The 13,072-nt window shown below is 54.4% G+C and carries 13 protein-coding genes; 10 read left to right on the top strand and 3 right to left on the bottom strand.

Annotated elements, in window-relative coordinates; all coding sequences use genetic code 11:
* Positions 1 to 375 precede the first annotated feature (375 nt).
* From R3C20_22745 to R3C20_22715, 7 genes are all read left to right on the top strand, one after another.
* Positions 376 to 1,245 (top strand): NAD(+)/NADH kinase, encoded by an 870-nt coding sequence (locus tag R3C20_22745; GenBank protein MEZ6043326.1) that lies wholly within the window; start codon positions 376 to 378, stop codon positions 1,243 to 1,245.
* A gap of 254 nt (positions 1,246 to 1,499) precedes the next feature.
* Positions 1,500 to 2,039, top strand: a complete 540-nt coding sequence (locus R3C20_22740) for a sigma-70 family RNA polymerase sigma factor (protein MEZ6043325.1) — start codon at positions 1,500 to 1,502, stop codon at positions 2,037 to 2,039.
* The gene (locus R3C20_22735) at positions 2,032 to 2,517 is read left to right on the top strand and encodes a hypothetical protein (protein MEZ6043324.1); all 486 of its coding nucleotides are present in this window, start codon (positions 2,032 to 2,034) and stop codon (positions 2,515 to 2,517) included. Before R3C20_22740 ends, R3C20_22735 begins: the two co-directional genes overlap by 8 nt.
* 584 nt (positions 2,518 to 3,101) lie before the next feature.
* Positions 3,102 to 4,409 (top strand): hypothetical protein, encoded by a 1,308-nt coding sequence (locus R3C20_22730; GenBank protein MEZ6043323.1) that lies wholly within the window; start codon positions 3,102 to 3,104, stop codon positions 4,407 to 4,409.
* A gap of 38 nt (positions 4,410 to 4,447) precedes the next feature.
* On the top strand, positions 4,448 to 5,392 hold the full coding sequence (locus R3C20_22725) for an NTP transferase domain-containing protein (GenBank protein ID MEZ6043322.1): 945 nt from the start codon (positions 4,448 to 4,450) through the stop codon (positions 5,390 to 5,392).
* Between the two features lie 591 nt (positions 5,393 to 5,983).
* Positions 5,984 to 6,451, top strand: a complete 468-nt coding sequence (locus tag R3C20_22720; GenBank protein ID MEZ6043321.1) for a hypothetical protein — start codon at positions 5,984 to 5,986, stop codon at positions 6,449 to 6,451.
* 71 nt (positions 6,452 to 6,522) lie between these two features.
* Positions 6,523 to 7,089, top strand: a complete 567-nt coding sequence (locus R3C20_22715; GenBank protein MEZ6043320.1) for a sugar O-acetyltransferase — start codon at positions 6,523 to 6,525, stop codon at positions 7,087 to 7,089.
* A 69-nt stretch (positions 7,090 to 7,158) separates the two neighbouring features.
* Here the strand turns inward: R3C20_22715 and R3C20_22710 are convergent, their stop codons facing one another.
* The 3 genes from R3C20_22710 to R3C20_22700 form a co-directional block, all read right to left on the bottom strand.
* Complete coding sequence (locus R3C20_22710) at positions 7,159 to 7,536, bottom strand: DoxX family protein (protein ID MEZ6043319.1); 378 nt, start codon at positions 7,534 to 7,536, stop codon at positions 7,159 to 7,161.
* 119 nt (positions 7,537 to 7,655) lie between these two features.
* Positions 7,656 to 8,582: a DUF1731 domain-containing protein gene (locus tag R3C20_22705; protein MEZ6043318.1), complete on the bottom strand. Its 927-nt coding sequence runs from the start codon at positions 8,580 to 8,582 to the stop codon at positions 7,656 to 7,658.
* Between the two features lie 340 nt (positions 8,583 to 8,922).
* Positions 8,923 to 10,371, bottom strand: coding sequence for a DUF1501 domain-containing protein (locus R3C20_22700; GenBank protein ID MEZ6043317.1), 1,449 nt, complete (start codon positions 10,369 to 10,371; stop codon positions 8,923 to 8,925).
* A 368-nt stretch (positions 10,372 to 10,739) separates the two neighbouring features.
* Between R3C20_22700 and R3C20_22695 the strand changes: the two genes are divergently transcribed.
* From R3C20_22695 to rlmB, 3 genes are all read left to right on the top strand, one after another.
* On the top strand, positions 10,740 to 11,102 hold the full coding sequence (locus R3C20_22695; protein ID MEZ6043316.1) for a 2Fe-2S iron-sulfur cluster-binding protein: 363 nt from the start codon (positions 10,740 to 10,742) through the stop codon (positions 11,100 to 11,102).
* 115 nt (positions 11,103 to 11,217) lie between these two features.
* Complete coding sequence (gene fmt / locus R3C20_22690) at positions 11,218 to 12,213, top strand: methionyl-tRNA formyltransferase (GenBank protein MEZ6043315.1); 996 nt, start codon at positions 11,218 to 11,220, stop codon at positions 12,211 to 12,213.
* Positions 12,213 to 13,013 (top strand): 23S rRNA (guanosine(2251)-2'-O)-methyltransferase RlmB, encoded by an 801-nt coding sequence (gene rlmB / locus R3C20_22685; GenBank protein MEZ6043314.1) that lies wholly within the window; start codon positions 12,213 to 12,215, stop codon positions 13,011 to 13,013. Before fmt ends, rlmB begins: the two co-directional genes overlap by 1 nt.
* Positions 13,014 to 13,072 lie beyond the last annotated feature (59 nt).

Below are 13,072 nucleotides of genomic sequence, written 5' to 3'. Positions count from 1 at the left end.
AGCGACAGTTTGTGGTTACCGTGGGTTGTTCCGGTCGTCGACGATTTCTTTCGGCGACAAGAGCGTTTCCTGACAAGCATTCTCACCGCGCAGCTTGGCAGATTGCGCAACAGGAGTCGACGCCAGATATTCAAAATCGCCCGTGCTCAGGCGGATTTGGTTCACGAAACGTACGACAATACAGTCATCGCACCACTTCGTTCATCGAAAAATAATGCAGAAATCTCATTCGCTTGCCAAAGTGCCCGCTACACCAGGATCATGTGCTGTCGGGACTTTCGTGTCTGCCCTTTCACAGGCGATTCGTTTCGCCCGATTCATGAATCCGCCCCGGATTCCCTTTTAACGACTCCAGTCAGTAGCCGCAGGACAATAATGACAGACGCACCCTTAAAGCTCATCGTGCTGACGGGCAGTGAACGGCCGGAAGTGCGTGATGCGTGGGACGAACTGATTCCGTTTCTCAATTCCGTCGGCGGCGTCGAGGTGGTGGGCACATATTCTCGTCACCAGAAAATTCCCCCGGGACAAAGCGCGGATCTGGTTGTCGTGCTGGGCGGTGACGGTTCAGTGCTGCGAGGCTGCCGTCAGCTGGGCACTCGACAGATTCCGATTGTCGGAGTCAATCTTGGTCGGCTTGGCTTTCTGACTGACCTGAGCCCGGAGGATTTTCGAGAAGGGTTCTCTCTTCTGAAATCCGGTCAGTACACGATTGTCGAACATCTGATGTTTGAATGCGAACACAGAGGCGCTAACGGTCTCGTTCACAAAGATCTGGGACTCAACGAGGTCACAATTACGTCCGGCGGATCTCTGAAGATGCTGGATATTCATCTTGAAATTGATGCCGAAGAAATCACGACATTCAGCTGTGACGGTCTCATTGTCAGTACACCGGTGGGTTCGACGGCTCATAATCTTTCTGCTGGTGGACCAATTCTCCGGCAGGAACTGGAAGTCTTTGCCATCACGCCGATTTGTCCGCACACACTGACCGTCCGACCGATTGTCGATTCGGCTGATCGCACGATTGTCCTTTCTGTCGCCGACCCGCCGCGCGGAGTCATGATGGTCATTGACGGTCAGATTCACCGACCCATTTCTGCGGGCGATCGCATCATCGTTCGGCGAGCTTCACCGACGTTCAAGCTGGTCCGCATGCCAGGTCACAGCTACTACGGAACGCTCCATCGAAAGCTGGGCTGGCATGGTCAGCTTGATTACAGGGAACGCCGCGGGGGCTGACGAAGCCGTCCTGTTTCAGTCTAAACTATCCGTCCCGAACGGCATGTTGAGCGCAAAATCGCCCGGTCGGCTTGTTGATGCGAACGGATGTGCGTATTTTTTCGGATTCCGCCATCAATTACGGTTTCAGACCGTAATTCAGGCGGCCCGTTGTTAGATCACGATCTCCCAGGCGTCCTAGAGGCAACTGCGTCGAAGGACGAGTCAAATATCGGGTGTTTCCCTCCCCGGGAATCTCCGTTCAAGGTCATTCAATGCAGCAAAACGAATCCGAACAGCCTGACGATGGCGATCGGAGGGAATTCCTGAACTCCTATTATAAGAGTCACTCACGAGAGCTGTGGGCGTTTTTCTACGCCCAGTGCAGCGATGCGGAGCGTTCTTATGATGCCGTTCAGGAGGCCTTTCTTCGGTTTTATGATTACAAAGGAGAACCGATTCGGGATCCACGAGCCTGGCTGTTGAGAGTTGGGCAGAACTGGCTTCGCGATGTGGCTCGCAAAAAGAGCAGTTCGTGTCGCCTGTTGCCGGCAATGGACGACATGGTGAGCTCTCCGGCCGCTCCGGAATCCGGGATCGATTTTTCAGAGAAACAAACTTCGGTGCGCGAAGCATTGAAACTGATGAACGAGGACGACAGAAAGGTCCTCGTCATGAAGTATTCGCTCGATTGGTCTACGGCAAAAATTGCCATCGCCATGAATTCGAATATTGCTGCTATCGACATGAGACTTTCACGGGCTCGCCGAAGGCTGGCAGAAATACTGGTGGAACAAGGATTTGAAAATGACTGACTCCCAGAGATCAAACAGCAGAGTTGCCGTTCTGGATGAAGCCGCCGTGCATACACTGCTGGGGGACTTTTTCCGGCAGGAAATCCCCACTCAACTTGATGCCGCGTTTGATGTTCATGTTGTTAGGGCTACACGTAACCTGGCTGAAACTGGTGCTACCGCCGCAGCCAGTGTGACTCCTGCATTGATACCAGCGCAGAGGTCCGTAGCCGTAGCTCCGGACACTGCAACACGCCGGTTCACTGTGATCAGTGCATTGAGTGCTCTGGCTGCGTGCGTCACCCTGGTGATCAGTGTTTCGTCGGTGAGTTTCCCCGATGGCCTGGTCCGGAAAACGAGGGCGATCGCGCCGATAACCAGCGAAACAGAACTCCTGCTACCCGTTTCCGAAAATGGCGGAAACCAATCCGCCGTCATCGCGCCGGATGGTGCGACGCTGGAAGAGATTGACACCATCCAGCTTCATCCCCGCCAGTAACCAGCTTCGCCCTCATCAATAAGTTCTGGCGAGCTGTCGAATCTCGTCCAGACGAGTTGCATGAATACGAGCGTCTGTCAAATACACCTCACGGACCGATGGCGTTCCTGCATCTGCCGGGTTTGATGGTGATTCGCAGAATTTCTGATCGTTCGCGAGACCTGTTGAGCGTACAGGCATCCGAACGGAAACGCGATCCGGGGAACCTGCCTGGTATTCGGAGCTGCATGTTCAACCCGGCAGAATGCAGGTGTCATAAGTGACGCTTGCCCGCACTCGAACATTCAGTTCGAAGTCGTCCAGGCGTGATCTCATCCGGTCCTCAGAACGTCCCTTCCGGCAGATTTTGCGGATTCACTTTAAGGGAAAACTCCTTTCCGGGATGCAAATGGCCAATGATGCCTGGCACCGAAAGGTTGATGTTGACCTGAATTGCCATTTTCCAAAGAATCCGCAACTTCTCCTCAAGTCCCTGCCATTCTTCCATCCTGTCTTGATGGCAATGGACGCTCATTCCACTTCCAATCTCATCCAGCTGTAAGCTGCCTGCCTCTATCTTCCTCTCAACGACTGAAGGTGTCCCCGTGAAATCCCTTCAATTGTCTGCCATCGCAGCCATTGCGCTTCAACTGGTGATGACATCAGCCTTCGGACAGTCCGAACCGCTTCGTGATCAAACGCCGTCCATCTTCCATACCACGTCTGATTCGTTGGCGAGGCTGACATCCGCCGGATCTGTCTTTGGAATCCGTAAGGACCCTGGAACGATCTTCCGCGCTCAGTCACCCGATCCGGGGGGTGTTCCGACTCCGGTCATGCCTGGTCAGATGTACGGCACTTCCCCGTTGGTTGTTCCGCCCATGACTGCCGACGGTATGCCAGTTGATCCGGGCGTCACCACATGGAATGCGTTCTCACCACCGATTACTTCGGACCCGTTTCTACAGCCGAATGGCGGGATCGGTCCGTATGGCCAACCGTCTCCATATGGCCAGCCCTCGCCATATGCTCCCTACACTCCATATGGTGCTCAGCCTCAGGCAGGCCCGACCCAGGGTTTGACCACGTATGGCGCCAATGGACCGAGACCATATCGTTACGGTTGGAAAAATGCCCTTGATGTTTCCTGGATACCCAGCGGAACCGTCCAGTCCGGGCCTGGTGGTGCAACCGGCAGCATGGACATTTTTGGCGTTGACTATCGTCTTGGATACACGACCCCCTTTATCGAAGGATGGATGCTGAACTGGACGAACCAGTTCGGGTATCGCAACTGGAACGGTCCAGGTGGCAGCATTGGCATGCCGACGGATCTGTTTCGGTTTGGTGTCGACCTTGAACTCGAAACGCCACAAGCCGGTCCCTACAGCATCAGTCTTGGAATCACTCCTTCCTACAACACCGACTTTGATGGATCGGGAAGTGATGCGTTTCAGCTGGATGGTCGCGGCATCATGCTGTTCCAGATGGATCAGTACTGGACCGTCGGTATTGGTGCGATGTATCTGGATCGCGTGAAAGGGCGTGTCATTCCGTATGCCGGCTTGATTTACCGGGACGACTACTGGGAATGGCAGTTGATGTATCCTGAAGCTCGTATCAGTCTGTTTCTTGGTAACGAAACTTTGTGGTCAAAGTGGCTTTACGTTCGAGGCGAATATCACATCGAAGGTTACGGCATTCAGGATACGTTTGCCGCAGTGACGCGAAACGATCAGATCGAAATCGAAGACTACCGCATCCTGATCGGGCTGAACATGGAGTCGGCGTGGTACAGCTGGTTTTTCGAAGGTGGATGGGCGTTTGATCGAAGTGTGAACTTTGGGAATGCATCCATTCCGGATTTCGATCTTGGTACCGCATTCATCGGACAAATCGGACTGCGTTATTAACCATACGGATTTGTCGAGATCCTGAAAGTCTTGTCGTTATGACTGCTCCTGTTTCGGTGATTCTGGCTGCTGGCAAAAGTACGCGAATGAAGTCGGAAGTGCCCAAGGTACTTCATCGTGTCTGTGGTCGGATGATGATCGACTATGTTCTGGATGCCGCGCGAGCCGCCGGTGTAGCAAAGCATATTGTCGTGGTCGGGCACAAAGCCGATATGGTTAGAGATGCCCTGTCGCATCATGAAGATGTCGAATTTGCCGAACAGGTTGAGCAAAAAGGCACGGGCCACGCAGTGATGATGTGCGAATCACAACTCAGGAATCATCAGGGCTCGGTCCTGATTCTTGCTGGTGATACGCCCTTGTTGAAGGGGACATCGCTCAAAGCGCTGCTGGATGCTCAACAGCAAGCTGGCGCGGCCTGTGTGATTGGAACTGCCGATACAGCCGCCAATGATGGTTTGGGTCGGGTCGTGCGAAATGCGAGCGGCGAATTTGAATGTATCGTCGAACATAAAGATGCCACCGAGCTGCAACGACAGATCACAGAGATCAACACGGGCTGTTATGCATTCAGCACGCCACTCTTACTGGATTCACTTCATCAACTGAAGCCGAACAATGTTCAGGCAGAATACTATCTGACTGATTGCCCCGGAATTCTGATGAATGCCGGGCACAGGGTAACAGCCAGCTGCAGTCTGACGATCGAAGAGGCACTCGGCGTGAATACCCGCGCGCAGTTGTCCGAAGTTCGGTCCAGTATTCAACGCGAAATCCTGCATGACCTTATGGTTTCCGGGGTGACTATCGAGATGCCCGAGCAAACCAGCATCGAACATGGGGTGCTAATCGGACGAGACACCGTGATACGGCCATTTACCGTTATCGATTCCGGCACCGTGATTGGTCAGAACTGTTCTGTAGGACCACACGTATGGCTGAAGGCCGGAACAAATCTTCCGGACGAGACCATTCAGTCATAACCATTCGCATGCAGCACACGAGGGCCCCCAAAAAGAATTGGTCCATCCGGTTCTTGTGCGGGTTTGAATGTGATTCCTGCAGGCGGAGCAAGGCAGGCCAGGGAATTCGGATCTGGTGGGAATCCCGCCGAATATGTGACTTTGCCCCTGAACCAGGATCAACCTTGTGATGACTGGGCGGATATGGAACTCCTGTCTGCTTCACGTCTGCGAGAAGGGACTTCAGTCACGCCAATGCTCATAGATCCATCGGATTCGCAGCGCTGATGACGCGCGACAGCCGGAACTGAGGCGGAGGCCAACCAGCGTGAATCTGCCTTTCATCTTGCAAAGGTGCGGCAGGAGTTCCGTTGAGATCTCTCGTGGATGTCGAACTGAGATTCCATTTCAGGCATCGATCAGTACATGATATTGCAAGGGAGGTCCTGCGACTCCCAGCCGGGAAGTCCGTTGAATGCTCTGAGCTCGTGGCTGACACATTGATTTCGAAAGGAATCTCCTGCAGAAAATCCCGCGCTATACGAACTGAAATTCGAACACCTCAGTTGAATGCACATGTGAATGGAAATGTACATGACGGAGAAGGCCTCGATGACAGACTCCCTGTCGTACCATCATATTCAGCGAGGGCCGCTCTGTTGGCTGCTTTATGCTGTAGCTATCGTCATGATCGTCCTGGGGTTGGTGCTGAGGAACGTGCCGCCTTTCCCCTGGTTGTTTCCGCTCGTCGGGCTGTTGATGATGTTTCTCGCCGCGGGGTTTCATTACCTCAAAGTGAAAAGTCAGTCGGATCGGTTGCAGGTCGGTTTCGGACCCTTACCACTGTTTCGCCGAACGGTCTTGTTTGAAGACATTGTCAGCGCGTCGATTGGACGAACGACGTTTCTCGATGGATGGGGAATTCATATGAGTCTGCAGGGCGGATGGGTCTGGAATTTGTGGGGTCGAGACTGCGTCGTTCTACAGCTTCGAAACACGCGCCTCCGGATCGGGACTGACGACGCAGAGCAGCTGGTTGCGTTCATAAGAGAAAAAATCGGCAGTCAATGTGAGAGATGAACATCCATTTCGGTGACAAGCCTGCGGATTGAAAGGCGGTTAACCAAACTGCCGGGAAGAAGGGAAGCGTTGTGACAACAGAGAAAGAAAAGATGCTCTCCGGCGAGCTCTATAATGCCCTGGATTCGGAACTAATATCCGAAAGAGAGCACGCGCGGGATCTGTGTCAGGACTTGAATGCGACTCGTGAGAGGGATACGGAAACTCGTCGTCGAATTTTGAAAGAGTTACTGGGAGCTGGCGGCGATTCCGTCTGGATGCAGCCCCCATTCTTTTGTGATTACGGCAGTAATATCTACCTCGGAGAACGCGTCTACTTCAACTTCAATTGTGTCGTCTTGGATGTCTGTGAAGTCCGAATCGGCAGCTTTACCTTCTTCGGGCCATCCGTACAAATCTATACAGGCACCCATCCTCTTGATCCACAACTGCGGCGGACGCAGGAATTCGGCAAACCAGTCCGGATCGGTTCTGATGTCTGGGTTGGTGGAGGGGCGATTATTCTACCGGGTGTTGAGATTGGTTCCCGGACCGTGATTGGTGCTGGAAGCGTCGTGACCCGGTCAATCCCTGACGGCGTCGTTGCTGCAGGAAATCCCTGCCGAATCATTCGCCATCTGGAAGCGAAGTGCGAATAAGCATTCGTGGCGTCAGTACGATGCCATTCATTGCCGATACAGCACCAGCCAGCCCACGCGGAATGACATTCACCGAGTGTGCCAGAACGCCCACAAGATGAACACCCCCTGCAACGGAAGGCGAAGCAGGTGAACGATTGCCGGCGCCGGAAGAATCTCCTGATGTTTGTAGAGATAAATGTTGGCGGGGAACACCGCGATGAACAGTGCGATAGCTCCCCATGCGGCCCAACATGACCACCGAGGTACAAGCAGGGCGACCCCCAACAGAATTTCACAAAGGCCGCTTACGAGTACAAGCTCTTTATGCAGCGGCAGATATGGGGGCATGATTTTCAGGAAGAAGCCTGGCTTCACAAAGTGCATCATCCCCGCGAAGATCAGAAAAACAGCCAGCAGGACTTTCGAAGCCGTCTTGCTCCAGAGCATGGAGTAAATATCAACCATCGTGCACCGCCATGTTTCGGATAAGAGAAAGTCGCGCGAAGTCGGCTCAGGGGCAGCACGGAAAACAGTGCAGGCTTCGTCGCGCCGAAACCAAATCCAATGCCCTTGATCTTCACGGGTTAAAGTAAGTCGGCTAAAGCGTGCTGCAGTTCAGGGTAGGCGAACGTGTATCCAGACTCGATCAGGCGGCTGGGCACGACGTAACGTCCGTAAAGTGCCAGTTCTGGGTCCGTTCGAAGGACCCACTTCGCACCGAAACGAACCATCGCCTCTGTCGCGGGTAACCCAATTGGGATACGCAGAGAACGCCTCAGACACTGCATAAATTCTATCTGAGAGACGGGATTAGGAGAACTGGCGATGTATGGCCCCTGCAAAGACGAATTGAGAATCGCCCGTTCAACGACTTGATTGAGGTCTGTTTCATGAATCCAGCTCATTCCCTGCCGTCCCGTACCCACTTTACCGCCGAGCCCCAGTCGGGCTAAAAAACGAAGGCGAGCAAGAGCACCGCCCCCAGCTCCTCTGTCTCGCCCGACGACGAAACTCGTCCGCAGGATGACACCACGCTGATCGTCTCGAACTGACCTTGCAAATTCTGCTTCCCAGGCTTTGCCCACGTCCGGAGCCAGTCCATAGCCGAATGGTGATTCTTCCGTGCAGACCAGGGACGGAGGATCTCCGTAGATGTGGGCGGTGCTCATTTGCACCCAAACCGGTGGTGGCATGGAAACGGCATTCATCGCTGTCCCAAGCACGCGGGTCGATTCCAGACGTGATCTCAGAATTTCATCGCAGTGATCGGGCGTCTTGACGCAGTCGACAGAACGGCCGACCAGGTTAACGATAGCCGTAGCGCCATCAAGGACAGATTCCCACCCGGTGAGCGTACGCGCGTCCCACTGAACATGGTCCCATTCGCCGGTGACTCGTGGGCGATTGCGGGAAAGTATCGTCACACGAAAATTGGACTTCCGCAGATGGTTAGCCAGCGAGACTCCCAGAAACCCACTGCCACCCGCGATTACGATGCTCTTATTTTCCATGGGATTCTGCGGCCGGTATTCAGGAAGACGTCCAGTTGTCGTGGTCTCCGGATTTCGTCCGGAGAATTAACTCAACTCGTGCCAGCCCGCTTGGCAATTTTGCTGGATTTGTCTCAAAACGGTCGCTGAACGTGGCCAGGGGCTCGCTCCAGATTCCCTGGGATTCAATCCGGAATTTGCTGGGTCGTATCTTGCGCAGAGAGACGTCACTGTCTCGGTCGTCCGATCGTTGGCAGACGTTGTCGAGAGAGGGAGCTGATTCTCCCGGCGCGGGATCAGCAATTCAGCATGCGAATCGATTCAACATGCGAATCGCTGCGATGGACCGTGCCAGAATAAATCATGCCAGGATAGGAGTAACAACCTCGCCATGCACATCTGTCAGGCGGAAGTCACGGCCCTGGAAGCGATACGTCAATTGCTTGTGGTCGATGCCCAGCAAATGCAGCATTGTTGCATGAAAATCGTGAACAGTAACTACGTTCTCAACAGCGTTGTAGCCGAGTTCGTCGGTAGAGCCATATGTCGTGCCTGGCTTTGCTCCGCCACCCGCCATCCACATCGAAAATCCTTTGATATGGTGGTCCCGGCCATTTCCCTGGGCCATGGGAGTACGTCCGAATTCACAAGCCCAGACAACCAGAGTGTCTTTGAGCATATCGCGCTGCCGCAAATCTTTCAGTAATGCGGCCACGCCCTGATCGACCAGCCCGGCTGTAATCCTGGATCCATTCCTGATACCGCCGTGATGGTCCCATCCACGATGATAGAGCTGCACGAACCGCGTACCTCGTTCAGCAAGTCGGCGAGCCAGAAGACAATTCGCGCTGAACGTCCCATCAGCGCCGGCCGTGCCGTAAAGGTCGAGAGTCTCTTTGGTTTCGTCTGAGAAATCCATCAGGGAAGGAATACTGGTTTGCATTCGAAATGCCATTTCGTATTGGGCAATTCGAGTTGAGATTTCAGGGTCATGCACAGCTTCGTTCCGGAAGCTGTTCAGCGTTTGAACGGCATCGACGATCCCTCGCTGTTGGTCTGCAGTAACCCCGGGCGGGTTTCGGACGTAAAGAACCGGATCACCCTTGCTGTGAAATTCGACGCCCTGAAACCGAGACGGTAGGAATCCACTGTGCCACTGTCGTGCTGCGATCGGCTGAGCCTGGCCGCCGCCCACCGACGTCAGCACAACGAATCCCGGCAGGTCCTCAGCTTCTGAACCCAGACCGTACTGCAGCCACGCTCCCATGGAGGGACGCCCGCTGATCGTGGTGCCGGTATTCATAAATGTGTGAGCGGGATCGTGGTTAATCGCATTCGTCTTCATTGAACGAATAATGCAGAGTTCGTCAGCAACCGTTTGCAGGTTTGGCAGGATGTCGGCGATTTCGTTGCCGGATTCGCCACATCTGGTGAAAGGGTGCTGTGGAGCCAGGCACGTGAGTTTCTTTCCCTGCAACTGGGCAATTGGCTGACCTGCCGTGTATGAGTCGGGCATCGGTTGCCCGTCCAGTTCGGCAAGACGAGGCCGATGATCGAATGTTTCGAGGTGAGAAGCCCCGCCAGCCATCACAAGAAAGATGACTCGTTTGGCTCGTGGCACCACATGGGGTGTCTGAACGACCCCTGTCCAGCGGTCCGTCCCAATGGTGGCTGCCGATTCCTGTGCCGCCAGAGTTCGACCATTTGCTGATAACAATTCGGCCAGGGCATAGGTGCCGACGCCCTGCGAAACGCGGCCGAGAAAGGATCTTCGGGCAAGGAAACCGGCGGAATCCTGTTTCAGCGTCATGTCAAAGTATCCTGAGTGGATGAGGGCGGATGTTGTGGATTTAGGCGGATGATATGAAGCAATGGGCTGAAAATCGGGGCCGGTCCCGTCGGCAAGAACCGGTTGCTGCCGCTTTTACCATCAGATTCCGGGCAGGTTCCGTATTTACCCAGGGAAAGGTCGTGGTCGAAATCGGCGGTATTGTGAAGGTTTGAGGGCAGGATGTCGATCGAAATGCCTGTTGAAGATGTTCCCAGAGACGGGGACCGGGGTGGCAGTCTGGAACTACCGGTGCTTGTTGATTAAAGTCTTGCTCGGCCACATGAGCGTTCATGGACTGGCGAAAGTTGCACCTTATCTTTTTCGCGTTTACGAGAGTTCGCACCGCAATGCCAACAGTCAAGTTTGTCAACGAAAAGGTTACTGTCGAGGCTCAGGAAGGCGAAGATCTGCGGACCGTCGCCCGAAAGAACGGCGTGCAATTGTATTCCGGCCCCCACAAAATTGTGAACTGCATGGGACTGGGCACCTGCTGCAGCTGCAACGTGATTATTCAGAAAGGGCAGGAGAATGTAACTCGCAAGGGGTTGCTGGAGCGTTTGTGGGCGAAGCTCAACCCGCTGCTGGGCATCAAAATACTCAGCAATCAGGGCAAAGACGTTCGTTTGGCATGCCAGACGCGAGTCCATGGCGATGTGGAAGTGGAGACGAATCCTCCGATTAACTGGCATGGCGAAAAATTCTGGAACTAGCTGTTCCGGACTAAAAGGCGGTTCGCCGGTCTGCAATTGACAGCAGCAGAATTGAAATGAGTTCTCGTGAGCCACTCCTGCCGGAGTGGCTCGATGTTTTTGGAGACGAAGCAAGGTGGCCTTGAAAATTGTACTCATGGGTACAGGCGAATTCGCTTTGCCCCCATTTCGAGCGCTCATGGAGTCTGAGCATATTGTGACCGGGTTGCTGACGCAGCCAGACAAGACCGGACGCGGACATCATCGCCACGTGAACAAAGTGAAGGAGCTCGCCCTGGAACGGAGCATTCCAGTGCTGCAGCCGGAACGCGTGAACAAGCCGGATGTTCTGGAGCAACTGCAGGCCTTTGATGCAGATCTCTTCGTTGTCGCTGCGTACGGCCAGATACTTCGCCCTCAGCTTCTGGCCATTCCACGGATGGGAGCGTTCAACCTTCACGGTTCACTGTTGCCCCGACACCGGGGTGCTGCACCTGTGCAGTATTCGATCTGGTGTGGCGATCAGGTGACCGGTGTCACGATGTTTCAAATCGAACCGGCGCTGGATTCCGGGCCGGTCATTGGCAAAGTCCAGACACCAATTCATCCGGAAGAAACATCTGGAGATCTGATGATGCGGCTTGCCAGCTTGAGCATTCCGTTGACTCTGGACTGTTGCAACCAGCTTGAGGCAGGCCGCGCTGTTTTTGAGCCGCAGAACGATGTTCTGGTGACGCTGTCTCCCAGAATTACAAAGCAACAAGCCGTCATCGACTGGAATCAAACAGCCCGACAAATTGACTGTCTGGTCCGGGCCATGCAGCCGTGGCCGAAAGCCTCAACCTGGTTACAAATCGAAGGTGCTGCAGCGCCGGTTCGCTGTATTGTTCTTCGTGCCAAACCTGTCCTTCCGGACGACAGCGAGCGGACTCTCGGGACCGGTACGTTCGGTGTCCCGGGCGAAATCAAAGTCGTTCAGGGGCGATTACTGGTTGCCTGCCTTGAGGGAGTTTCTGAAATCCACCGTATTCAGCCGGAAGGCCGCCGCGCAATGGACGCGGGTGATTTTATCAATGGGTATTCACTGCAGTCCGGATCCCGATTCATCGGTTCGCCTGAGGAGACGGGCTGATGGCGAGACGCACTCATTCCCGGGCAGCCAGTCATCAGCGAAGCTGGCTGTGGGGCCGTCATGCCGTGCTCGAAACTCTTCAGTCAGCTCGCTGGCCGGTTCTGGAGCTGCTGTTGTCGGAACATGCTGACCCGCAAGTTCAGCAGATCGTCCGAACTTACTCGCTGGACTTCGGAGTGCGTCTGTCCGAGGTTACGTCCGACAGAATTCAGCAACTAACGCGTTCCGGGGACCATCAGGGGGTGGCTGCTTGTATGGGCGAGTTCCCGTGCGGTGATGAGCAGCAGCTTGAGGACTGGATCCAGCAGAACTGCATCAATACAGGGAGTGACCGTTTTCCTCTGCTTGTTATTTGTGACCGAATACAGGATGCCCACAACTTCGGGGCAATTCTGCGATGTTGTAATGCTGTGAAAGCTGACGCGATTATTGTCGCAGATCGGGAGCAGGCAAACGTTACACCGCATGTCGCACGGTCGTCAGCAGGGGCCGTCAACTATTCGACGTTGTTCCGAGTCCCGGACTTGTCCGCGGCTGCCAGCGTGCTGCGCAATGCGGGAATAACCGTCGCAGCAGCCTCTGAAAAGGCTGAGGAATCCTGCTGGCAGACCAGTCTGAATCGTCCTGTGGCTCTGGTGATTGGCAGTGAGGCGACTGGCGTTCATCCAAAGCTTTTGGAACAATGCGAGTTGCAGTTGCGGATTCCGATGATGGGCGAGATTCAATCGCTGAACGCCGCTGTCGCAGGAGGCATTCTGTTGTACGAAATTCGTCGACAGCAGTCGCACGGAAGTAAGTGACCAGAATGAGCGAACAGTCTGTCTTTGTCAGTTGAAGATTCACGTAAACAAAACATCCG

The organism is Planctomycetaceae bacterium (genome assembly GCA_041398825.1).
GTDB lineage: Bacteria > Planctomycetota > Planctomycetia > Planctomycetales > Planctomycetaceae > F1-80-MAGs062.
The sequence above is the reverse complement of the archived record's forward strand: the minus strand, read 5'-3'. Positions and strand labels throughout refer to the sequence as shown.